A 22,323-nucleotide genomic window follows, 5' to 3' on the forward strand; every position below is an offset into this window, starting at 1 on the left:
TGGGCCTCGTCGGGATCCGCACCGGGGAGGACGTCGTGAAGTTCCTGCTGATCATGCACATGAACCCCGAGGTCTGGGACGGCCTCTCGGAGGAGACCCGCAACGCGGTCATGGCCGGCCAGGGTGACTTCATGGCGAAGATCCGCGCGACGGGCGAGATGATCAACACCCAGGCGCTCGGTTCGCCCGCGGACAGTGCCGTGGTGCGCGTCCGCGACGGGGTGCCGGCGGTGACCGACGGGCCGTTCATCGAGTCGAAGGAGTTCCTCGCGGGCTTCTACCTGGTGGAGTGCGAGAGCCGGGAGCGCGCGCTCGAGGTCGCCGCGATGATCCCCGACGCCGGGATCGAGGGCCTCGGTGTCGAGGTCCGGCCGATCCTGTTCTACGCCGACGCCGAGAGCGACATCGAGCCCGGCTGATGGACGTCGACCTGCTCCGGCCGCTCGTGCCGCAGGTGCTCGGGGTGCTGGTGCGCCGGTACGGCCAGTTCGAGGCGTGCGAGGACGCCGTGCAGGAGGCGTTGCTCGCGGCCGTCGAGCAGTGGGCCGACGGAGACGTGCCGGACAACCCGCGCGCGTGGCTGCTCACCGTCGCGACCCGGCGGCTCACCGACTTGTGGCGCAGCGAGAGCGCCCGGCGCCGGCGCGAGGAGAACGTGGCCGTCCAAGAGGTCACCCAGGTGGCCGGGCCGGGCGAGGACCGCGCGCCGGAGCACGACGACACGTTGACGCTGCTGTTCCTGTGCTGCCATCCGGCGGTGACGCCGAGCTCGCAGGTCGCGCTGACGTTGCGCGCGGTGGGCGGCCTGACCACGGCGGAGATCGCGACCGCGTTCCTGGTGCCCGAGGCCACGATGACGCGGCGGATCACGCGCGCGAAGGAGAGCATCGCGGTCGCGGGGTCGACGTTCGCCGAGCCCTCGGCCGAGGACTGGCCCGCGCGGCTGCAGGTCGTGCTCCACGTGCTGTACCTGATCTTCAACGAGGGCTACACCGCGTCTTCGGGCGAGGAGCTGCACCGCGTGGAGCTGACCGCGGAAGCGATCCGGCTGACCCGCGCCGTGCACACGCTGCTGCCCGACGACGGTGAGGTCGCGGGACTGCTCGCCCTGATGTTGCTCACGGACGCCCGGCGCCCCGCGCGGACGCACGAGGGTGCGTTGCTGCCGCTGGCCGACCAGGACCGTCGCTTGTGGACGGTGCCGCTGATCGCGGAGGGCCTCGTGCTCGTGAACCGCACGCTCGGGCGCGGACCGGTGGGGCCGTACCAGGTGCAGGCCGCGATCGCCGCGCTGCACGACCGCGCGGCGAGCACCGAGACCACGGACTGGCCGCAGATCGTCGAGCTCTACAACGTGCTGGCGGAGCTCGCGCCGAGCCCGGTCGTGACGCTCAACCGGGCGATCGCCGTCGCGATGGTCGACGGGCCGGCCGCCGCGCTGGCCCTGCTCGCCACCGTGGCGGACGACAGCCGGCTCAAGCAGGGCCACCGCCTCGACGCCGTGCGCGCCCACCTGCTGGAGCTCGCCGGCGACACCGACGCGGCCCACGCGCACTACCTCCGCGCGGCCAAACGGACGTCGAGCCTGCCCGAACGCCGGTACCTGCAATCGCGAGCCGAAAAGTTCCTGCCGGTTCGGCGATGAGTTCCGGGCGGCCCGCCGGTATGTCCCTGCGAAACCACTTCACGGAAGGGACCGCCACGATGACCACCACCGCCACCCCCACCGAGATCCGCGATCTGCTGACCGGCCTCTACGCCGCGTGGGCCGACAACGACGCCGACGCGTTCGCCGCGCGCTACACAGAGAACGCGACCGTGGTGATGCCCGGCGTCTTCCACCAGGGCCGTGCCGCCGTGCGCGAGTACATGGGCGCCGCGTTCGCCGGTCCGCTCAAGGGTTCGCGCGGCGTCGACGAGCCGCAGGACGTGCGCGTGGACGGCGACACCGCGATCGTCGTCAGCCGCGCCGGGATCCTGTTCGCCGGCGAGGACGCCCTGCCGGCCGAACGCGAGCGCATCGCCACCTGGGTCCTGACCCGCGCCGACGGGTCGTGGTCGGTCGCCGCCTACAGCAACGCCCCGGCGCACTGACGTGCCCGACTTCGCGGCGAGCACCGGTCCGCACCGGGCCGAGCTGGTGGTGCACTGCTACCGCCTGCTCGGCTCGGTGCACGAGGCCGAGGACCTCGTGCAGGAGACGATGCTGCGCGCCTGGCGCGCGTGGGATCGCTACGACAGCACGCGCGCCTCGATCCGGACCTGGCTCTACCGCATCGCGACCAACGCGTGCCTCACCGCGCTCGAAGGCCGCGCCCGCCGGCCGTTGCCGACGGGACTCGGCGGCCCGAGCGAAGACCCGCTGCAGCCGCTGGTGCCGGCGTTCGACGTGCCGTGGCTGCAGCCGCTGCCCGACGACCCGGCCGCCGTCACCGCCGCGCGCTCGGGCGTGCGGCTCGCGTTCGTCGCGGCGATGCAGATGCTGCCGCCGCGTCAACGCGCGGTGCTCGTGTTGCGGGACGTGCTCGACTTCAGCGCCGTCGAGGTCGCCGAACTGCTCGGCACCACCGCGGCCTCGGTGAACAGCGCCTTGCAACGCGCGCGAACCGGCGTCGCCGGGGTGTCGGCCGACGAGCTCACCGAATCGGGGGACGAGGTGATCGACGGCTATGTCCGCGCTTTCGAGGCGGCCGACGTCGACGCGCTGGTTTCTCTGCTGACCGACGAGGTCGTGCTGGAGATGCCGCCCGTCCCGCTCTGGTACCGCGGCCGCGCCGACTACGCCCGCTTCATGGCGCGCGTGTTCGAGATGCGCGGCACGCGCTGGCAGCTGCGGCGTACGCACGCCAACGGCCAGCCGGCCTTCGCCGCCTACTGCTGGGACGGCTCGGACTTCCGCTTGCACACGCTGCAGGTGTTCTCGATCGCCGACGGCCGCGTCGCGCACACCGTCGTGTTCCAGGACCCCGGGGTGTTCGAGGTGTTCGGCCTGGCGCCGGTGCTCACTCGCTGAAGCCCGCCCGTTCGGACTCAGCCGCCGAGCAGCGGCCGGACCTCGACGCCGCCGTCGAGCACGGGGACGAAACCGCCGATCTCCACGGCGTGGTCGAGGTCGCGCGCGTCGACGATGAAGAAGCCGGCCATGGCTTCCGGGCTCACCGCGAAGGCGCCGGGGGTGACCGACGCGCCGCGAAGCGACCGCGTCATGGCCGAGGGCTGGGTGGCGTACCCGGCGATCAGCGTGCCGCCCGAAGCGGTGATGCGGTCCTCGACGCGGGCGTGCTCTTCAAGCAGCTCGGGCGGGAGATCCGCGACGCCGCCGGGCGTCTCGCGTTCGTAGATCAGGATCGCGTAGTGCGGCATCCGCCTCTCCTTCGCTCGGCCGAATGGCCCAAGCTACCGGGGCGAGAGGAGGAACACCCGGATTTCGCGATGGGCGGCGCGCACGGCGTACGTGTCGTAGGCGGGCCAGTACCGGGCGACGGCGTCCCACATCTCCTGGCGCTCGTCGCCTTCGAGGAGCCGGCCGCGGACCGGGGTGGTGCGCCCGCGCATGCTGACCGTCGCCTCGGGCTGGGCGAGCAGGTTCGCCGACCACGCGGGTTGTTTCTCGCCGCCCCAGTTGGAGCCGATCACGACGTAGCCCCCGTCGCGTTCGACGTAGAGCAGCGGCACCTGGCGCGGCTCACCGCTCGTGCGGCCGACCGTGGTGAGCAGCAGGGCCGGCAGACCCAGCGGCGTGCCGACGCCGAGGCGGCCGCCGGTCACGCGCAGCATCAGGCGGTCGGCGGGGACGAGCGCCCGGCCGAGCGCGGCGAACGCGGGGGTCTTGCCGAACCCGGTGAGGAGCTTTCGCAGTCCCATTTCGCGCACCCTACTGGGTGATCACCAAGGTCTTCCGCAGTGCCGCCACGACGTCGGCGAGGTGCTCGGTGAGGTAGAAGTGGCCGCCGGGGTGGGTCGTGAAGTCGAAACCGCCGGTGGTGTGGGCGGCCCAGGCGCGGACGTCTTCGGGGGTCACGCGCGGGTCGTCGGCGCCGGCGTGCGCGTGGATCGGCGCAGCCAGCGGTGGGGCGTCGGGGTGGGTGTGGGTTTCGACGGCGGTGTAGTCGGCGCGCAGCGCGGGCAGGACGAGGGCACGCAGTTCTTCGTCGGCGAGCACGCGCGGGTCGGTGCCGCTGAGGTTCGCGACTTCGGCGAGCAACGCGTTGTCGTCGAGCAGGTGTTTGGTGTTGTCGCCCGGGCGGGACGGGGCGCGGCGGGCGGAGACGACCACGGCGTGCGGCCCGGAACCCCGGGCCTCCAGCCGCAGGCCGACTTCGTAGGCGAGCATGGCGCCCATGCTGTGGCCGAAGAGCACCACGGGCACGTCGAGCCACGGCAGCACGGCTTGGGTGATGGCGTCGGCGAGGTCCGGGATCCGCGTGAGCGGCGGTTCGCCGAAGCGGTCCTGCCGGCCGGGGTACTGCACGGCGAGCACGTCGACGTCGGGCGAGAGCGCCTTCGAGAACGGGTGGAAGAACGACGCCGAACCGCCCGCGTGCGGCAGGAACACCAGGCGCACCGGTGCGTCGTCCGCCGGGTGGTAGCGCCGGATCCACCGGTCTTCGGTCATCGCCGTGCCCCTTCCGCCCCGGTCCCCGATCCTGCCGCACCCCCAGGCGCGGCAGGACCGAGGTGTGGGTCAGCGCACGCCGGAAAGCGGGATGCGCTGGAACACCACGCTTTCGTAGGGGCCGGCGGTGCCCGTCTCGTACAGCAGGCCGACGGTCGCCGGGTCGGCTTGCACGAGGTCGGAGTAGCCCGCCGGGTTGCTCGTCAGCGTGCGGCCCGGGTTCCACGTACGCCCGCCGTCCGAGCTGAGCCGCAGCTGCATCACCGCGCGGGTGGCCGGGTCGGCCGGACCGGAGTAGACCAGCAGCCAGGGGATCGTGGTCTGCAGCACGCTGCCTTCCACCTTCGTGCCGGAGATCCCCGGCTGCACCTGGTACGGGCGCACGAGCGTCTTGCCGCCGTCGAAGCTGTAGCCGTCGACGCGGTGGTCGGCGGCGGAGCCCTGGTTGCGGCTGGTGAAGTACAGCGCGCCCGTGGGCAGCTCGGTCATCGACGTCTCGTTGGCGGCGATCACGCCGTCGGTGCGGTCGTCGGTGAAGCCGATGTGCCAGGTGCGGCCGTTGTCGTCGCTGTAGAGGTCGTGGCCGCCGTAGTACTTCGCCTCCGTGCCGACGTCGGTCGAGCCGGCGGGCGGAGCGCTGGAGTGGTTGGCGGGCACCACGATCCGGCCGGCGTGGGGGCCGTGGCGAAGGAGCGTGGCGTGTCCCGGACCGGTGGCGTACCAGCGCCAGGTGGGCAGTTTGGTCTCGGAGGTGATGTCGCGGGCCGGCGTCCAGGTGCGGCCGTTGTCGCGGCTGCTGGACACGAACACCCGGCGGGTGTCCTGCGCGGACGCGGTGCCGGACATGATCTGCGCTTCGCTGACCGGTCCGTTGTGGACGGTCAGCAGCACCAGCTCGCCGTCGCGCGCCACGACCGGGGTGGGGTTGCCGGCGGTGTTGTCGCCGTTGCTGTCCACGACGGTCAGCGGGCCCCAGGTGCAGCCGCCGTCGCGCGAGGTTTTCGACACGGTCTGGATGGCGCCGGAGTCGCCGGCCGAGTCGCGCCGGCCTTCGGCGAACGCCACCAGCGACCCGTTGGCGGCGCGCACGACCGCGGGGATGCGGAAGGTGTCGTAGCCCTCGGAGCCGGAGGTGAAGGGCACCGACGACGTGCAGCCGTGGTGCGTGGGTGCGGCCGTGGCCGCGGGGGTGAACGACAGCCCGAGTGCGGCTGCCGCGAGAAGAGTCGTCCCGAACCTGCGGATCGGTGACACGTTCCGCCTCCTCGTCAGTGGGGATGGGGGAGAGACACAGGACGTGGGATGTCCGACGTCCTATGTCCGGACAACCTAGGGAGCGGTGCGGGGTTCGTCAAGGTGTTGTCGCTGCCTACACGCGCGTAGGGTTCCGGCCATGATCCAGGCGCGCACCGGCTACCACCACGGCAACCTGCGGGCGGTGCTGCTCGAGAACGCCGAGCGGGTGCTGGAGGAGTCGGGGCCCGACGAGCTGTCGCTGCGGCAGCTCGCCCGCGACGCCGGCGTGAGCCACGGGGCGCCGCGCCAGCACTTCGCGGACAAGCGGGCGTTGCTCGACGCCCTTGCTGAGCGGGGTTTCGAGCAGCTGGGCCAAGAGCTCGAGGCAGCGCGCGCGGACGACGGTGCGCCGTTCTCCGCCGCGCTGCTGGCCTTCGCGCGGGCGTGGGTGGGGTTCGCGACGAGGCGGCCGGCGCTGCTGGACCTGATGTTCGCGGCGAAGAACCGCGAGGACGCCCGTGACCTGCGGGCGGTGGCGGACCGGACGTTCGCCGCGACGTCGGCGATGATCGCCCGTGCGCAGGCGGGAGGCGACGTGGTGGCGGGTGAGCACGTGGCGTTCGCGATCTTCGCGACGCTGCAGGGGCTGGCCGCGCTCGTGACCAGCGGGATGAGCGGGACGCGGCCGGTGGCGCAGCTGGTGGACGAGACCATCGCGACGCTCGTCGAGGGGCTGCGGCCGCGCTGAGCTGTCGCTATTTGAGACCACCGCGGCTCGTGGTGCGTGCGATCGTCCCGGGCGTGGACGTCGATCTCACGGTGACCGCCGGGAACTACCGCTTCGACGGGGTGTCGTTCGCGGTCGACACGAACATCTGGCTCCTCGGCGACGAGGAGGAGGTGCTGGTCGTCGACGCCGGCTTCGACGCGACCGCCATCGCCGCCGCGATCGACGGGCGCGACGTGCTGGGCATCCTGTGCACCCACGCGCACAACGACCACGCGGACGCCGCGCTCACCCTGGCCGACGCGACGGGCGCGCCCGTGCTCCTGCACCCGGGCGACGCCAAGCTGTGGGCCACGGTCAATCCGGGCCGCCGCCCCGACGCCGAGCTGGCCGACGGGCAGGTGCTCACCGTCGCCGGCTCACCGGTGGTCGTGCTGCACACCCCGGGTCACACGGCGGGTTCGGTGTGTCTGCACCTGCCCGACGAAGGCCTGCTCTTCAGCGGTGACACGCTCCTGTCCGGCGGCCCGGGCATGACCGGCGACGTGATGTCGAGCGCCTCGACGCTGCACGATTCGGTGCGCCGGAAATTGCTCGTGCTGCCCGATGAAACGGTGGTGCACCCGGGTCACGGATACGACACCGACATCGGCACCGAACGCGTGGAATCGTGGGCCGGACGGATTTGACCGGCCGCGGTCAGATTCTTTCGCACGCGATCGTGAGGTCCACGCCGTAGAGCACGTAGGAACATTCGTGCGACGCGTGGGTGGCGTCGGTTTCCGTGCAGGCCAAGGGGAAACCGAGCACGTCGATGGAGCAGTAGGCGTAGAACCGGTCCGGGTTGCCGGGCACTTGGTCGGCTGACGCGGGCAGTGCCGTGGCCACCAGCCCGCCGCACACGAGTGCGCCGGCCGTGGCCCAGGAAGCGATTCGGGTTTTCATCTTCGCCGTCCTTTCCGTCGAACGCGGGGTTTCCGCTTTCGGGAAATGCCCGGATTCCGGTGATTCCACCCCTTGAGTCACCCCAACGTGTCACTTCCGGCTGTCGTGGGCGTCACGGTCGTCGACGGGGAAAAGATGATGGTCCTCATATATCATGGAGGGAGGTTTCCCCTGAGGAGGACGCATGGGACGCGTGTCGCGAGCCGAGGCCGATCGGCACCGCAGTGAGGTCGTCACGGCAGCCGCGCGGCTGTTCCGCGAGCGGGGCGTCGGTGGCGTCAGCGTCGCCGAGCTGATGGGCGAAGTGGGCCTCACGCAGGGCGGGTTCTACCGGCAGTTCGCGTCGAAGGAAGCGCTGGCCGGGGAAGCCGCGGCGGAGGCGTTCGAGCAGTTGGCCTTGCAGCTGCGGCAGATCCCCGAGGCGCCGGTCAGCGAACGGCGCGCGGAGCTGGCGGCTTCGTACATGTCGCAGGAATCGCGGGACACGCCGGGCGAGGGCTGCCCCGCCACGGCGCTCGGCGGCGAGGCCGCGCGGGACGAGCAGGGGAGCCCGCTGCGCAAGTCGTATGCCGACGGCGTGCGGACATTCCTCGACGTCCTTGCCGAGTTCGACGGCGAGTCCGCCACGCGGGAAGACCACATGGCGACGCTGGCGACGTTGGTGGGTGCGCTGTACCTGGCCCGGGGGACGGCGGGGGATCCGCTGTCGGACGAGATCCTCGAAGCCGCGCGCCGGCGGGTGGTCGAGACCTCGCACGAGTGAGTCCTTTGTGGATTTTCGGTTGAGGGAACGACAATGGTCCGGCACCGCGGTGCCGGACCATTGTCCGTTGTGGAGGATCAGCCGAGGAAGGCGTTGACGTCACCGGCGAACTCGGTGGCGTAGTGGAACAGGAAGCCGTGGCCGGCGCCCGGGTAGAGGGCGAGGCGGGCGTTGGGCAGGTGGTCCGCCAGGACCTTCGAGTTGGGCGTGGGGACCATGATGTCGTTGTCCCCGTTGGCGACCAGCGTCGGCTGCGTGATGGCGGCGAGGCGCGCGAGGCGGCTCGGGTCCGGGATGCCCCACGCGCTGATCGCGTCGAGCTGCGCGTCGCGGGTGGCGAGCGTGACGCCCTCGTCGCGGTCCTCGGTGCGCGTGAAGATGCGCTGCACGAATTCCCAGCCCTTCGCGACACCGGTCGGAGTCTTGGCGAAGAACAGGTGCAACAGGTGCTCGGCGGCGGGCTCGTCGGCCGTGGCGGCGTTGCCGGTCTCGCCGGTCCAGGTGTGGAAGCCGAAGCCGCCTTCGTGGCTGGTGCCGGCGAGCACGAGCCGGTTCACCAGCAGGGGCCGGATGAGGACGAGTTCCTGCGCGACGAACCCGCCCAGCGAGAAGCCGAGCACGTCGATGTCGGTGAGCCCGAGCGCGTCGAGGAAGGCCAGCGCGTCGTGCGCCATGGCGGTGACGGTGCGCGGGGTGGCGCCCGAGCTGCCGCCGACGCCGGTGTTGTCGAACAGGATCACCTCACGCTCGGCCGCGATCGCGTCGACCAGCTGCGGGTCCCAGTTGTCGAGGTTGCCGCGGAAGTGCTGCAGGAACACCAGCGGGCGCACGTCGCGCTCGGTGTTGCCGAAGCGGCGGTAGGCGTAGGTGACGCCGTTACCGGCCTCGACGGTGAGGTTCGGGGCGGTCAGCTGGCTGGGGGTGATGGTCTGCGACATCTCCGGGACTCCTTCGACTGGGTCGATCTGCTTGATTAGATTATGTACCTCATCTATTCGAGAGTGATAGATGACGTGCATCACCTAAACGGGCTGTCTCGGGCTAGTCCAGGGGTTCGAGGCGCAACACGGTCGTGGGCCGGCCGTCCGGGAAGTTCGCGGCCTGGGCTTCGAGCACGGGCTGCGCTTCTTCGTCGCCGACGCGCCGGACGCGCCGGACGGTGTCCCGGCCTTGCGGCCCGTCGCGCTCTACGCGGCAGTACCCGGCGGCGAGCAGGTTGCGCACCCAGCCGCGACCGTCGGGTGCGCAGACGTACTGCCGGCCGTCCAGCGGCGTCACCTTCAGCACTACCGGCCGCGGCTCCCCGGACCGCCGCCCGACGACGTCGACGACCCTGCTCACCGGCACCCCGTCCACGTACGGTTCGACGGCGGCTTCCCGCACCTGCTCGACGTCCACGGCGCCTCCCTTCGTCACTCGAAGATACGGTTCGCCTACGGTCGGGCGTCAGGCAGCGTCCGATGTGGACTGTCCGGTGGTTGTCCTGTCGTCGTTCGGTTCTCCTTCCGGTGCGAAGTCGAACACCAGCTGAACTGCGGGTGGTGTGCGGCGTCGTCGGCGCGGTGTGCCATCGAGCGGGAACGGCGCGGCCGGGGTTTCCCCCTGCTGCTGCGGGTGATCGGCGAGGTAGCGCAGCTTGAGCAGGTGCCGCCGCACGAGCCCGGCACGCCGCGCCTCGTCGAACAACGCGCGCGCCGCCCGGTTCCCGGCGCGCCGCCGGTTTGGCGATTCGTTGTGGTCCACGGGGTCCTCGCTGGGGTCGATTGTGGCTGCGCGTGACCGCTCGGTCGCGCATTTCACGTGGCGGCGCCAGATAACAAGCGTGTCTCAAGTGGAACTCGGCCCGGAGCTGTTGGCCCATTCGGCCGCTGCACGATCCGGCGTCCGGTCGTGTCGAAGATCGCGGACCTGGCGGGCCGTCCACAGTGGGCTCTTTGCGGCGCCACCGGCGCGACCCGTGGCATGGCGCCGAATTCTCGGCCCCGGCGGAAGCCGCGCGCTGACCGCGCGCGGCATTTCCGCTGGTGGTGCCCCCGGCAGGACTCGAACCTGCGACCTAGAGATTAGAAGGCTCTTGCTCTATCCAGCTGAGCTACGAGGGCCCGGGTCGACGACGGTTGCCGATCTCCAGCACCGGCAGCTTAGTCGTCGCCATCCTCTCGATCGTTCGACACCGTCGAATCGTTTCAGGTCTCGTTCGCCGGATTCGCCGGATGCCACGCCCCTGCCCCGTCCCCGCGCGGGTGATCTTGGTCGTCGCCACGGGGACACGCCGGCGGCGCGTTCACCAGGGGTTCATCGGGCACTCCGGGCTCGCTCGCGGCCGTTGCCCGCCCACGACATCCCGCCCGAATGGGTGGGATCGCCACGACTCCTCGGAGCGGGCCTCGGCCGGGCGGGGAGGGGGGTGGTTTCGGCAGGTCGGTGGGCGGGGGTCGGGGTGCACGGGGAGCTCCTCGTGGGGTTGGGGCCGGGACTTCGGCCAGACGTGATGAATGGTGGTTGATCGGTGCGCCGGGCTGGCGCGCTGCGACGGTCGTGGCGGGTCGAAACCGATCAGGGCGATCGACTGCGGCCGCTGCGGAGGGTGCCGGCTGCGGTGCTATTTCGGGACGGGGCGGAGCGCAGGGAACGAGACGGGCGGAGGTCGGAGCATCGGTGGCTGGGTTTCGGTCGGGACAGTGGCGCTGGGCTGGGCGGTTTTACGGCCGGTGCGAATCTGGCCCGGCGGTGGGCGGGGAGAGCGGTGGGGACCGGGGTAAGGCCCCGTGGGCGCGCTGGACACGGGGAAGGTGGCGCGCCCACGGGGGTGGGGCCGCTCGGGGGACGGCCCCGGGGGCCGGCGATCGGTGTGGCGGCGCGGTGGGGGCCGCGGGATGACCGATCAGCCGGTCCCGGTCGGGTGGTCGAGGTGGTGGCAGGTCAGCGGCACGGTGGTGTGCGTGCTGCTGGGCTTGGTGGCCGGGGTCGGCGGCTCCGGCGAGGGCAAGGCAGGGCGCCGCAGGGTGAGATCGCTGGTTGGAAGTGCCCTGCGGCGGCTGGCTGGGTGAGCTGTCTGGGGCGGGTTCGCTGGTCGCGAAGCCTCGGAGGAGATCGAGGCTGGTGGGCGTGCGGGCGCCGCGGGGTTGGGTTGTTGGTTGGGCGAGCCCTGTGGTGGCTGGTTGGGTGAGTTGTCTGGGGTGGGTTCGCTGGTTGCGAAGTCCCGGAGGAGATCAAGGTCGGTGGGCGTGCGGGCTTAGCGGGGTGGGGTCGCTGGTTCGGAGTGCCGTGTGGTGGCTGGTTGGGTGAGTTGTCTGGGGTGGGTTCGCTGGTTGCGAAGTCCCGGAGGAGATCAAGGTCGGTGGGCGCATGGGTGCGCCGGGGTGGGGTTGTTGGTTGGGCGAGCCCTGTGGTGGCTGGTTGGGTGAGCTGGCCGGGGTGGGCTCGCTGGTTGCGAAGCCGCAGGGAGTGCCTGTCCGGTGGGGCACGGGTGCGGTGGGGTGAGGTTGTTGGTTGGGTGTGCCCCGCGTTGGGCGAGTCGGGTGGGCTGGCCTGAGGTGGGTTCGCTGGTTGCGAAGGCCCGGAGGCGAGCAAGTCCGGTGAAGTCGTCCCCCGGGGAGATCTCGTTGGTGAGGGCGCTGCGGAGTGGGCAAGTCGGGTGGCTGTGTCACGGGTGAGGCGACCGGCGGTGAGCGAGCAGGGAGCGTTCGGCGTGGGCGACCGGATGAGGGCACCCCGGGGTGCCAAGCGTGGGGCGGTGGGGCGCCACGGGGTGGCAAGCGGGGGTCGTGGCACCCCGGGGCGCGGTGGGGCGTCAGTTCCAGATTTTGATGGCGCGGACCACGAAGGGGGATTGCGGAACGTAAGTGCCGCCACCCGGATAGGTGGTGAAGTCTCCCTCGGTCGTGCATTCTTCGCTTTGGTAGATGGTGACGTCGCGGGTCAGGCGGTTGACGAAGGAATGCCCCTCGAATCCCTCGGGCAGGGGAATGCAGTCTTCGGGATTGGCGGTGCGGAGGTCGTAGTGCTGAGTGGTGCCGGAGTAGCTTTCGGTGGTCCAGAGGCACAGTTCGCCGACGGTGCAGGACGGGTCCGGAGTGGCGGAGGCGTGGGCAGAAGGCGCAGTGAAAGCTGCCTGCGACGAAGGAACAGCAGAAGCCGCAGAAGGTGCAGCAGGAGTCGCGGAAGGCGCAGCAGAAGCCACCCCCGGGCCGGCCAGCAAGCCTGCCGTTGCCAGCAGGAGTACGCGGGGCAGGCGCGGCGGCAGGCCGGGCAGGCGGGACGGCGTGGTGGGCCGGCCGGAGTGGCCGGGGAACGTGGGCAGCTTCGGCAGCAGGCGTCGGAACATCGTGGGAACTCCCCCCTCGGTGGCGGCCGGAGGGGCCGCCGTGGAATGTGTGAGTTCCACGATGGCGGGTGGGGGTGGGTTTGTCTGCCCGCATTCCTACGTCTGTGGACAAGTAGTATTCCGTCGCTCGAACGGCGCGAGTTGTCCACAGATCGGTGAACGGTATTGCTAAACCTCGGCCGTGCTGTTTCGGCGGATCAACGACACCGGGAGCACCACCGGCGGAGGCGGATTGTCGCCGGCCAGCAGGTGCAGGATCAGCTCGCCCGCGGTGCGGCCCTTGCCGGCGAGATCCTGGCGGACGGTGGTGAGCGGCGGCTCCGCCCAGGCGGCCTGCGGGGTGTCGTCGAAGCCGACCACGGAGACGTCGTCCGGCACGCGCAGGCCCAGCTGCCGGGCGGCGGCGACGGCAGCCAGCGCGAGCTGGTCGGACATGCACAGCAGCGCCGTCGGGCGGGGCGTGCCGGTGAGGAGCTCCGCGGCGCTCGACCGGGCGGTGTCCGCCGACAGCCACGGCGCCTCGGCCACGGCGACGTCGGTCACGCCGGCCGCGGACAGCGTCGACAGGTAGCCCGCCAGGCGCTCGCGGGTGCCGTGGAACGAGCTCGCCCGCGCGGACTCCAGGCCGGAGGGGCCGTCGGGCGACAGCCGGGGCGCGGACAGGATCGCGAACCGCCGGTGCCCCAGCTCCAGCAGGTGCCGCGCCGCCAGGGCGGCCCCGCCGCGGTCGTCGCAGCCGACGCGGGCCGTGTCGGGCAGCAGGGGCTGGTCGATGACCACGAGCGGCAAACCGCGGTCGTGCACGGCCTCCAGCGCGGGGCTGCCGTCGGCCAGTGAGTAGGCCACGGCGATGTCGGCCTGCGCCGCCAGCACGCGCTCGGCCGCCGGCCCGCCGTGCGCTTCGCCGCCGGGCAACAGCAGCAGCGCGTGACCGGTCGGCTCCACGGCCTTCGCGAGCGCATCGAGCGTGATCGACAAGGCCGGGTCCGAGAACGCCGCCGACAGCGACGCGTCGAGCAGGAACGCGATCGCGCCCGTCCGGCTCGTGGCGAGGCTGCGCGCGGTCGGGTTCGGGCCGGGGTAGCCCAGCTCCTTGGCCGCGCGCAGCACCTGCTCCCGCAGCTGCGCGGACAGCTGGTCAGGCCGGTTGTAGGCGTTCGAGACGGTCGCGCGGGACACCCCGACCGCCTCGGCGACGTCGTCCAGCGTCGGGCGCCGGCGCCGGGTGCTCGTCATCGGCGGAGCATAGCGCGGCCTTGCCTTGCTGAAGCGCTTAAGTCATTCTGGGCCAAGGACTCCCGGCAGAGAGGCGGCGGAGGATGCGCGATCGGACGGCGGTGTTCGCGGTCTTCGCGCTCAACGGGGCGGCCCTCGGTTCGTGGGCCCCGCGCACGCCCGCCATCGCCGCGCATGTGCACGCCGTGCCCGGTGTCTTCGGGCTTGCGCTGCTCGGTGCGAGCGTCGGGATGCTGTGTGCCGCACCGGTTTCCGGCCGGATCACCGAACGCGTGGGTGCCCGCGCGGCCGTCGCGGGCAGCACCGTGGTGGCCGCCGTCGCACTCGCCCTCGTCGGGTTCGCGCCGAACGTGCCGTTGCTCGCCGGTGCCCTGTTCGTGCTCGGCGCGGGCGTGGGGTCCCTCGACGTCGCCATGAACATCGCGGGCGTCGCCGTCGAGCGTCGCACCGGCCGCGCCGTGATGCCGACGCTGCACGCCGGGTTCAGCTTCGGTGCGCTCGGCGGCTCCCTGCTCGCGGGCCTGGCCGCGGGCCACGGCTGGTCGCCCGCGCGGCACCTCTCCGTGGCCGCCGTCACCGCCCTCGTCGTGCTCGTCGTCGTGGTCAAAGCGGTGCCGGGGGACCGGCCGCCGAAGGAGACCACACCGCCGCAACGCGGGAAAGCGCCGATCCGCAGGCCCGCCCTGTGGCTGCTCGCGGTCGTCGCCTTGTGCTCGGCGATCGCCGAGGGCGCGAGCTCCGACTGGTCGGCCCTGCTCATGGTCACCGTCCACGGCGTCGGCCAAGGTGCCGCGGCGCTGGCCTACTCCGGGTTCTCGCTCGCCATGGCGCTGGCCCGGCTCGGCGGCGCGTGGAGCCAGGAACGCTTCGGCGCAACGCGTTCCCTCGCCGTCGGCGCGGGTGTCGCGGCGATCGGCCTCGTCTGCACCGCCGTGTTCACCCCGGCCGCCTTCGCGTACGTCGGCTTCGCGCTGGCCGGCGCCGGACTCGCCGCGGCGTTCCCACTGGCGCTGAGCCTGGCCGGCAGCGCCGGCAAACGCGCCGACGGGGGAGGCGGCGAACGCGAGCTGGCGTTCGTCAGCACCATCGCCTACTCCGGCTTCCTCGCCGGTCCGCCGATGATCGGCGGCATCGCGCAGGCGACGTCCTACTCCGTGTCGTTCGTGGTCGTCGGCCTCATCGCGGCGCTGATCGTGCCGGCTGCCCTCGTCGCGGCCCGCGCGCGGCGGCGCGAGGACCTAGCCCTGGGTCTCCCCGTCCGGTGACTCGCGCCACTGCCCGAACGGCCGGTCGAGCGACCACTTGTCCCCGTCGTGCTCCAGCACTCGGTACTCGCACGTGCGCAGGTTCGACAGCGACTCGAACAGGTCCACGCTCCAGCCGAACAGCCGGCGGCACAGCAACCGCAGCGTGAGGCCGTGGGAGACGACCAGCACGCTGCGGGGGTGAGTTCCGCCACTGTGCAGCAGTTCGGCGAGGAAACCGGCCACGCGGTCGTCCACGTCGGCACCCGACTCGCCGAAGGGCAGCCGGTAGAAGAAGTGGCCGAACTCGTGCCGCCGCTGCCGCTGCACCTCCTGGTCCTGAGGGTCCTGGAGGTTGCCCCAGTCCTGCTCGCGCAGCCTCGGTTCCTGCACCACGCGGTCGCAGTCGCTCTCGATGTTCAGCAGCCGCAGCGTCTCGCGTGTACGCAGGTAGGGGCTCACGTACACCGCAGGGCGCTCGCCGCGTAGCAGTTCCTTGATCTCCGGCCCCGTCGCGGCGGCCTCCGCCCGGCCCTTTTCCGTCAGCGGGATCGCGTGGTCCGGGATCCGGGTGTACGCGAGTTGGTCGACGCTCCCGAGGGACTCGGCGTGACGCAGCAGGATGATCCGCACGAAACCATCATGCCTGGCCGCACCCCCGTGCCGCGGAAAACGAGACCGGCCTAATCTCGAACGGTGAGCACCGACGCAGTGACGAAACCCGAACCGGCAGCGCGACGCAGGACCAGTGTGCTGCCGCTGCTCTCGGTGGGCGTGGTGCTCGCCGCCGTCGTCGCGGTCGGGCTCGTGGCGCTCACCGGCGGCGCCGGCTACCTGATCACCGGTCTGCCCGACCCGGGGCTGGTCACGCGCTACGGCATCACGGTCGTCCGGGTGCTCGCCGAAGCCGCGTCCGTGGTCTGTGTCGGCGCGCTGCTGCTGGCCGCGTTCCTGGTGCCGCCGCAGAAGTCCGGCACGCTCGGGCCCGAGGGCTACGCCGCCGTGCGCGCGGCCGGCATCGCCGCCTGGGTGTGGTTCGCCTCGTCGCTGCTGTCGGTGGCCTTCACCGCGGCCGACGGCGCCGGCAAGCCGTTCCTGGAAGTCCTTTCACCCCAAACGCTCCTGGACCTCGTCGACGCGATCGAGCAGCCCAAGGCGTGGCTGTGGACGGCGCTCATCGCGGTGCTGCTCGCGCTCGGCTGCCGGCTCGTGCTCACGTGGGGCTGGACGGCGGTGCTGTTCTTCGTGGCGGTCGCGGGCCTGGTGCCCGTCGCCGTCACCGGGCACTCGGCGAGCGGCGGCTCGCACGACATGGCCACCAACAGCCTGCTGTTCCACCTGATCGCGGCCGCCCTGTGGGTCGGCGGCCTCGTGGCGCTGCTCGCGCTCGGCTGGCGCCGGGGCGCGCACCTGTCGCTGGCCGCCCGGCGGTTCTCCAAGCTGGCCCTGGTCTGCTGGGTCGTGATGGCGATCTCCGGCGTGATCAACGCGCTGGTGCGCATCAACCTCGGCGACCTGTTCACCACCGACTACGGCCTGCTCGTGGTCGCCAAGGTCGTCGCGTTGCTGCTGCTCGGCGTCTTCGGGCACCAGCAGCGCCAGCGCGGCGTGCGCGACCTCGTCGACGGCAAGGGCGGCGGCCAGCTGCTGCGGCTGGCGGCCGTCGAGGTGCTGATCATGTTCGTGACGCTCGGAATCGCGTCCGGCCTCGCCCGCACGCCACCTCCGGCCGACGCGGTCACGCAGCCCTCCACCACCGAACTGCTGATCGGCTACAACCTCGACGGCGCGCCCACCTTCTGGCGCCTGCTCACCGACTGGCGCTTCGACCTGATCTACGGCACGGCCGCGATCGTGCTGGCCGGGCTCTACCTCGCCGGCGTGCGGCGGCTGCGCAAGCGCGGCGACTCGTGGCCCACGGGCCGGATCGTCGCGTGGCTCGCCGGCTGCCTGGTGCTCCTGATCGCCACGTCGTCGGGGATCGGCCGCTACTCGCCGGCGATGTTCAGCGTGCACATGGGCACGCACATGCTGCTGTCGATGGTCGTGCCCGTGCTGCTGGTGCTGGGCGGGCCCGTGACGCTCGCGCTGCGCGCCCTGCCGACCGCCGGTGCCGGCGCGCCGCCGGGGCCGCGGGAGTGGCTCCTGGCGGCCGTGCACTCGCCCGTGTCGCGGTTCCTGACGCACCCGATCGTCGCGCTGCTGTTGTTCGTGGGCTCGTTCTACGCGCTGTACTTCTCCGGCCTGTTCGACGCCGCGCTGAACTACCACTGGGCGCACCTGGCGATGAACGCCCACTTCCTGCTCGCCGGCTACGTCTTCTACTGGCCGGTGATCGGCGTCGACCCGGCGCCGCGCAAGATCCCGCCGGTCGGGCGGCTCGGGATGATGTTCGCCGCCATGCCGTTCCACGCGTTCTTCGGCGTGATCCTGATGAACATGCAGGCCGTGATCGGCCAGGAGTTCTACACGTCACTGCGCCTGCCGTGGGTCGGCGACCTGCTCACCGACCAGCGCCTCGGCGGCGGCATCGCGTGGGCCGCGGGCGAGGTGCCCGTGCTGCTGGTGCTGATCGCGCTGCTGGTGCAGTGGGCGCGCGCCGACGAGCGCGAAGCCAAGCGCAAGGACCGCCGCGAGGAGACCACCGGCGGCGAAGAGCTGGCCGCCTACAACGCGATGCTCAAGAACCTGGCCGACGGCAAACGGGCGGAATGACCGCGCGGATGATGTCGTCCGCGTGATGTGGGCATGACCCTCGGTAGCGCGGTGGTGACCGCCGTCAGGGCGCGGATCGGGCCACTCTACGATCGATGGCATGGCCGAGTTCATCTACACCATGAAGAAGGTGCGCAAGACCGTCGGGGACAAGGTCATCCTCGACGACGTCAGCACCGCGTTCTACCCCGGCGCCAAGATCGGCGTGGTGGGGCCGAACGGTGCCGGTAAGTCCACCGTTCTCAAGATCATGGCGGGGATCGAGCAGGCCAGCAACGGCGAGGCGTTCCTGCAGCCGGGTGCCACCGTCGGCATCCTCATGCAGGAGCCGGAGCTGGACGAGACGAAGACCGTCCGCCAGAACGTCGAAGAGGGCCTCGGCGAGACCAAGCAGAAGCTCGACCGCTACAACGAGATCGCCGAGCTCATGGCGACCGACTACAGCGACGAGCTCATGGAGGAGATGGGCCAGCTCCAGGAGGACCTCGACCACGCCGACGCGTGGGAGCTCGACTCCACGGTCGAGCAGGCCATGGACGCCCTGCGCTGCCCGCCGCCGGACGAGCCCGTGACCCACCTCTCCGGTGGTGAGCGCCGTCGTGTCGCGCTGTGCAAGCTGTTGCTGTCCGCCCCCGACCTGCTGCTGCTCGACGAGCCCACCAACCACCTGGACGCCGAAAGCGTGCTGTGGCTGGAGCAGTTCCTCTCGAAGTACGCCGGCGCCGTGCTGGCCGTGACCCACGACCGGTACTTCCTGGACAACGTGGCCGAGTGGATCATGGAGCTCGACCGCGGCCGCGTCGTCGGCTACGAGGGCAACTACTCCACCTACCTGGAGAAGAAGCGCGAGCGCCTCGAGGTCCAGGGCAAGAAGGACGCGAAGCTCGCCAAGCGCCTCAAGACCGAGCTCGAATGGGTGCGGTCCAACGCCAAGGCCCGCCAGACGAAGTCCCGCTCGCGCCTCGACCGCTACGAGGAGATGGCGGCGGAGGCCGACAAGCACCGCAAGCTCGACTTCGAGGAGATCCAGATCCCGCCGGGCCCGCGCCTGGGCAGTGTCGTGGTCGAGGTCGAGAAGCTGCGCAAGGGCTTCGACGACCGCGTGCTCATCGACGGCCTGTCGTTCGACCTGCCGCGCAACGGCATCGTCGGCGTGATCGGCCCCAACGGCGTCGGCAAGACCACGCTGTTCAAGACGATCGTGGGGCTCGAGGAGCCGGACGCCGGCACGGTCAAGATCGGCGAGACGGTCAAGCTGTCCTATGTGGACCAGAACCGCGCCGGCATCGACCCGAAGAAGACGGTGTGGGAGGTCGTGTCGGACAAGCTCGACTACATCCACGTCGGGCAGACCGAAATGCCTTCGCGCGCGTACGTGAGCGCGTTCGGCTTCAAGGGTCCGGACCAGCAGAAGCCCGCGGGTGTGCTCTCCGGTGGTGAGCGCAACCGGCTGAACCTGGCGATGACGCTCAAGCAGGGCGGAAACCTGATCCTGCTGGACGAGCCGACCAACGACCTGGACGTGGAAACGCTGGGGTCGCTGGAGAACGCGCTGGAGCAGTTCCCGGGTTGCGCCGTGGTCATCTCCCACGACCGGTGGTTCCTCGACCGGGTCGCCACGCACATCCTGGCCTGGGAAGGCACGGACGAAGACCCCGCGAAGTGGTTCTGGTTCGAGGGCAACTTCGAGGGCTACGAGAAGAACAAGATCGAGCGCCTCGGCGCCGAAGCGGCGCGGCCGCACCGGGTCACCCATCGCAAGCTGAAGCGCGACTGACGCCGGGGGCGGGAGTGGAAGCCAGCAGGCACAACCGGTCGAGCTCGCCCGCACCCGCGGGCGGGCGGCTCGCTGCTGCCGGCGGGGCGACCCTCTCCGACCTCGGGCGGCTGATCGAGCGGGCGGACGCGCTGCACCTGCGCGCGCCCGAGCTCGCCTTGGTGCTCGGCGAGCGCGCGGCCGCGCTCGCCGAGGCCGCGGGCGCGGACGAGCAGTGGATCCGCGCCGAGAGCCTCGTGGTCGCGGCGCGCGTGCGCCTCGGCGGTCGCACGTCGACCGTCGGGCGCGCCGTCGCCGCCCTGCGGGCCGCGGAGCACGCCGGGTACACCGACACGGCCGCGCGGCTGCGGATCGACCTGGCCCTGTGCGCGCGCAGCCTCGGCACACCGTTGACCGGGCTCGCGGCGCTGCGGCCCGTGCTGTCGGAGCCGGCGGTTTCGGCCGTGCACCGCGCCGAAGCGCTGTGCCACCTGGTGGGCTGCCTCGCGCAGTTCGGCCGCAAGCCGGAGCTCGACCGCGTGCTCGTCGAGGCCGACAAGCTGGTGGTCGCCGACGAGTCGCTCGACGCCGACACCCGCCTGCTCGTGCGGGCGTTGCTGCGCAACGGAGCCGCGGCCCACCGGCGCCGCCACGGTGACCTCACCGCGGCCGCCGACGCCGCCCGCACCGGCCTCGGGTTCCTCGAGAAGCTCGACAACCCGGCCGACGACGGCGGTCTCGTGCGCGTGCGGCTCGTGCTGCAGCTCGTGAGCACGCTGCTCGACCGCGGCGACACCGACATGGCGTACGACATCGCCGAACCCATGCTGAACGAGCCCGTGCGCGCGGCGGGTGTCGCGCCCACGGCGTGGCTGCGGCTGGCCGTCGCGACGCGGATCCACCTGCCCGCCGGTGCCGGCGACGCCGCGTCCGAGCTGGTGCGCGAAGCCGTGGCGAGCACGGACCGCCACGGGCTGTCCGCGATCACCGCGCGGCTGTGGCTGGAGCTGGGGCAGATCGAGGAACGGTTCGGCAGCGCCGAGGAAGCCATCGCGTGCCTGCACCGCTCGCGCGCGGCGGAACACGTCCACTCGCGGGCTCGCCGCCAGGCGTGCGGGCTGCTCGCGGGCGAGTTCGGCGCCGGCACGGTGGCGCCGCTGGACCTCGACGACGTGATCGCGCGGTCGGCGCCGCAGGGTGGCCGTCCGGTGCCGATGGCCGTGGAGCCCCCGGTGCGCGACGTCGAGACGACGGCGCTGATCCGGGCGATCCCCGCCGAGCCGGCTGCCCCGGAACCGGTCGCCGCGAAACCAGCCGCCGCGAAGCCGGTCGCCGCGAAGCCGGCCGTGGCGAAGGCTCAGCGTCCGGAAGCCCAGCCGCAGAAGGAAACCCGGTCGCGGACGGAAACCCCGGCGCGTGCGGAAGCACCACCGCGGCCGGCCGCTCCGGCGGAGACGACGTACGTGCGCGCGGCCGGTTCGGTGCCGGAGAAGCCGGTTCGCAAGCCGGAGAAATCCGGGTCGAAGACGCCGACGTGGTCGTTCGGGCGAGCGGCCGCGGAGTCGGAGGCCGAGCGGACGTCGGTGATCCCGGTGATCCGCGACGAGCCGGAGCCCGTGGCGCCCGTCGAACCGAGCGACCAGGTCGCCCGCTTCACGCTGTCGGCGCCGCGCGCCGAGGCTCCGGACCGCCCGCGCGTCGCCGAGCCGCCCGCAGCACCGGCCAAGCGGCCCGTGAACGGGTCGCACCCGGCTTCCCGCCAGGCTCCCGCGGAGACGGGCCGCCGGGCGGCACCCGAGCCGCCGGCGGCGTTGCCGGGCTGGGTGAAGCCGTTCAAGAAGCCCGGAGCCGTGCGGGCTCCGAAGCCGGAGCCCGTCGCCGAGGTCGTCCGCGAAGAGCCGGCCCCGCCGATCCCGGCCGTGGCCGAGGACCTGCCGCGCCTGGCGCTGCCGGACCTTTCGGACATCCTGCCCGAGCTGCCGATGGCCCCCGCACCCGCGGACGAACCCGCCGCGCCGCTGTGGGAGAGCGACGAGTGGGCCCGCGAGGAACGTGCCCGCCGCGACGAGATCTCGCGCGGCCGCAAGACCCGGCACGACGCGGAACACGGTTCTGTCGCCGCGCGCTCCGTGCTGGACCGCCTCGGGATCTCCGCGGGCGGCGGTGGCGGTCGCCGGCGAGCGGACGAGGCCGGTGCGCGCGAGGAAACCGCGCGCACGGAGGAGCCCGAGGCCGTCTCCGACGTGACGGACCCGCCGTGGAAGCGCGAGACGCCGGACCTGGCACCGGCGCCGCGGGACGAAGAGGTGTCCGAGGAAGCCGTGGACCCGTGGCTGCCGCGGCTGCGGATGCCGCCGGCGCTGGATCCGCTCGAGGACTTCGACTCGTGGACGCCGACGTCGCAGCCCTTCCCGGAGAGCTACGCGCGGGCGATCGCCGAGGACGAGCCGCCGCCGGACGCCGGGCTGGCCGAGCTGCTGGCCCGCGCGCTGGCCGAGCACCAGGCGGGAACGGCGAGCGCCGCCGCGCTGGTGAAGCGGCTGGGCTCCGAAGACGACAAGAAGCGCCGTCCGGTCAACGGGCACGCTTCGGGAGAGCGCAAGAGCAACGGCGACTGAGGCCGTCGCCGAAGCCCCAGCGCGGACAACGCCCTCTTCGACGTACCCGGAAACCGGTGAGCTCCAGCGGGTTTGCCGACGCCGGCTTCGGGGCACCTCCACCTTGGACCGCCCCCGTGCGGTCGCCCGTCCGGGCGGTTT

22 protein-coding genes and 1 tRNA gene are annotated in these 22,323 nt (G+C 72.0%); 11 read left to right on the top strand and 12 right to left on the bottom strand.

What is annotated here, in order from left to right:
* Positions 1 to 35: 35 nt before the first annotated feature.
* Genes ACFY1H_RS42570 through ACFY1H_RS42585 form a run of 4 tightly spaced genes read left to right on the top strand, consistent with a single transcriptional unit; the run spans position 36 to position 3,013 of the window.
* Positions 36 to 419: a YciI family protein gene (locus tag ACFY1H_RS42570; protein WP_366590338.1), complete on the top strand. Its 384-nt coding sequence runs from the start codon at positions 36 to 38 to the stop codon at positions 417 to 419.
* The gene (locus tag ACFY1H_RS42575) at positions 419 to 1,645 is read left to right on the top strand and encodes an RNA polymerase sigma factor (RefSeq protein WP_386955874.1); all 1,227 of its coding nucleotides are present in this window, start codon (positions 419 to 421) and stop codon (positions 1,643 to 1,645) included. The genes ACFY1H_RS42570 and ACFY1H_RS42575 overlap by 1 nt, the downstream gene beginning before the upstream one ends.
* A 59-nt stretch (positions 1,646 to 1,704) precedes the next feature.
* Entirely contained in the window at positions 1,705 to 2,094 is a 390-nt protein-coding gene (locus ACFY1H_RS42580) for an SgcJ/EcaC family oxidoreductase (protein ID WP_366590343.1), read from the top strand.
* Position 2,095: 1 nt separating this feature from the next.
* A complete protein-coding gene (locus ACFY1H_RS42585; protein WP_366590345.1) occupies positions 2,096 to 3,013 on the top strand; it encodes a sigma-70 family RNA polymerase sigma factor in 918 nt (305 codons plus the stop codon).
* A 17-nt stretch (positions 3,014 to 3,030) separates the two neighbouring features.
* Here ACFY1H_RS42585 and ACFY1H_RS42590 read toward each other — a convergent pair whose 3' ends face one another.
* From ACFY1H_RS42590 to ACFY1H_RS42605, 4 genes are all read right to left on the bottom strand, one after another.
* Positions 3,031 to 3,363: a YciI family protein gene (locus ACFY1H_RS42590; protein WP_366590347.1), complete on the bottom strand. Its 333-nt coding sequence runs from the start codon at positions 3,361 to 3,363 to the stop codon at positions 3,031 to 3,033.
* Positions 3,364 to 3,396: 33 nt separating this feature from the next.
* Positions 3,397 to 3,864 carry a nitroreductase family deazaflavin-dependent oxidoreductase gene (locus ACFY1H_RS42595; RefSeq protein WP_366590349.1) on the bottom strand — a complete coding sequence of 156 codons (468 nt, stop codon included), beginning with the start codon at positions 3,862 to 3,864 and terminating at the stop codon, positions 3,397 to 3,399.
* 10 nt (positions 3,865 to 3,874) lie between these two features.
* Positions 3,875 to 4,615, bottom strand: a complete 741-nt coding sequence (locus tag ACFY1H_RS42600; RefSeq protein WP_366590351.1) for an alpha/beta fold hydrolase — start codon at positions 4,613 to 4,615, stop codon at positions 3,875 to 3,877.
* A gap of 69 nt (positions 4,616 to 4,684) precedes the next feature.
* Positions 4,685 to 5,869, bottom strand: coding sequence for an exo-alpha-sialidase (locus ACFY1H_RS42605; RefSeq protein ID WP_386955876.1), 1,185 nt, complete (start codon positions 5,867 to 5,869; stop codon positions 4,685 to 4,687).
* A 139-nt stretch (positions 5,870 to 6,008) separates the two neighbouring features.
* Between ACFY1H_RS42605 and ACFY1H_RS42610 the strand changes: the two genes are divergently transcribed.
* Together ACFY1H_RS42610 and ACFY1H_RS42615 are read left to right on the top strand one after the other, a co-directional pair.
* On the top strand, positions 6,009 to 6,599 hold the full coding sequence (locus tag ACFY1H_RS42610) for a TetR/AcrR family transcriptional regulator (protein WP_366590356.1): 591 nt from the start codon (positions 6,009 to 6,011) through the stop codon (positions 6,597 to 6,599).
* Between the two features lie 53 nt (positions 6,600 to 6,652).
* Complete coding sequence (locus tag ACFY1H_RS42615; protein ID WP_366590358.1) at positions 6,653 to 7,267, top strand: MBL fold metallo-hydrolase; 615 nt, start codon at positions 6,653 to 6,655, stop codon at positions 7,265 to 7,267.
* Between the two features lie 10 nt (positions 7,268 to 7,277).
* Here the strand turns inward: ACFY1H_RS42615 and ACFY1H_RS42620 are convergent, their stop codons facing one another.
* Positions 7,278 to 7,523: a hypothetical protein gene (locus ACFY1H_RS42620; protein ID WP_386955877.1), complete on the bottom strand. Its 246-nt coding sequence runs from the start codon at positions 7,521 to 7,523 to the stop codon at positions 7,278 to 7,280.
* A 184-nt stretch (positions 7,524 to 7,707) separates the two neighbouring features.
* On the opposite strand from ACFY1H_RS42620, the gene ACFY1H_RS42625 reads away from it, so the two are divergent.
* Entirely contained in the window at positions 7,708 to 8,286 is a 579-nt protein-coding gene (locus ACFY1H_RS42625) for a TetR/AcrR family transcriptional regulator (RefSeq protein ID WP_386955878.1), read from the top strand.
* A gap of 77 nt (positions 8,287 to 8,363) precedes the next feature.
* Here the strand turns inward: ACFY1H_RS42625 and ACFY1H_RS42630 are convergent, their stop codons facing one another.
* The 6 genes from ACFY1H_RS42630 to ACFY1H_RS42655 form a co-directional block, all read right to left on the bottom strand.
* Complete coding sequence (locus tag ACFY1H_RS42630; protein ID WP_366590364.1) at positions 8,364 to 9,224, bottom strand: alpha/beta hydrolase; 861 nt, start codon at positions 9,222 to 9,224, stop codon at positions 8,364 to 8,366.
* A gap of 103 nt (positions 9,225 to 9,327) precedes the next feature.
* Positions 9,328 to 9,684 carry a hypothetical protein gene (locus ACFY1H_RS42635; RefSeq protein ID WP_366590659.1) on the bottom strand — a complete coding sequence of 119 codons (357 nt, stop codon included), beginning with the start codon at positions 9,682 to 9,684 and terminating at the stop codon, positions 9,328 to 9,330.
* Between the two features lie 48 nt (positions 9,685 to 9,732).
* Positions 9,733 to 9,972: a hypothetical protein gene (locus tag ACFY1H_RS42640; RefSeq protein WP_386955879.1), complete on the bottom strand. Its 240-nt coding sequence runs from the start codon at positions 9,970 to 9,972 to the stop codon at positions 9,733 to 9,735.
* A 339-nt stretch (positions 9,973 to 10,311) separates the two neighbouring features.
* Positions 10,312 to 10,388 (bottom strand) — tRNA-Arg (locus ACFY1H_RS42645).
* Positions 10,389 to 12,079: 1,691 nt separating this feature from the next.
* The gene (locus ACFY1H_RS42650) at positions 12,080 to 12,613 is read right to left on the bottom strand and encodes a peptidase inhibitor family I36 protein (protein WP_386955880.1); all 534 of its coding nucleotides are present in this window, start codon (positions 12,611 to 12,613) and stop codon (positions 12,080 to 12,082) included.
* A gap of 168 nt (positions 12,614 to 12,781) precedes the next feature.
* Positions 12,782 to 13,849 carry a LacI family DNA-binding transcriptional regulator gene (locus ACFY1H_RS42655; protein WP_386955881.1) on the bottom strand — a complete coding sequence of 356 codons (1,068 nt, stop codon included), beginning with the start codon at positions 13,847 to 13,849 and terminating at the stop codon, positions 12,782 to 12,784.
* Between the two features lie 83 nt (positions 13,850 to 13,932).
* On the opposite strand from ACFY1H_RS42655, the gene ACFY1H_RS42660 reads away from it, so the two are divergent.
* Positions 13,933 to 15,114 (top strand): MFS transporter, encoded by a 1,182-nt coding sequence (locus ACFY1H_RS42660; protein ID WP_386955882.1) that lies wholly within the window; start codon positions 13,933 to 13,935, stop codon positions 15,112 to 15,114.
* Here the strand turns inward: ACFY1H_RS42660 and ACFY1H_RS42665 are convergent.
* A complete protein-coding gene (locus ACFY1H_RS42665) occupies positions 15,088 to 15,726 on the bottom strand; it encodes a histidine phosphatase family protein (protein WP_366586677.1) in 639 nt (212 codons plus the stop codon). The genes ACFY1H_RS42660 and ACFY1H_RS42665 overlap by 27 nt on opposite strands.
* Before the next feature lie 63 nt (positions 15,727 to 15,789).
* Between ACFY1H_RS42665 and ACFY1H_RS42670 the strand changes: the two genes are divergently transcribed.
* From ACFY1H_RS42670 to ACFY1H_RS42680, 3 genes are all read left to right on the top strand, one after another.
* Positions 15,790 to 17,808, top strand: coding sequence for a cytochrome c oxidase assembly protein (locus ACFY1H_RS42670; protein ID WP_366586674.1), 2,019 nt, complete (start codon positions 15,790 to 15,792; stop codon positions 17,806 to 17,808).
* 100 nt (positions 17,809 to 17,908) lie between these two features.
* Entirely contained in the window at positions 17,909 to 19,585 is a 1,677-nt protein-coding gene (gene ettA, locus ACFY1H_RS42675; protein WP_366586672.1) for an energy-dependent translational throttle protein EttA, read from the top strand.
* Between the two features lie 14 nt (positions 19,586 to 19,599).
* Positions 19,600 to 22,182, top strand: a complete 2,583-nt coding sequence (locus ACFY1H_RS42680) for a hypothetical protein (RefSeq protein WP_386955883.1) — start codon at positions 19,600 to 19,602, stop codon at positions 22,180 to 22,182.
* Positions 22,183 to 22,323: the final 141 nt, after the last annotated feature.

The organism is Amycolatopsis sp. NPDC001319 (assembly GCF_042896185.1).
Lineage (GTDB): Bacteria > Actinomycetota > Actinomycetes > Mycobacteriales > Pseudonocardiaceae > Amycolatopsis.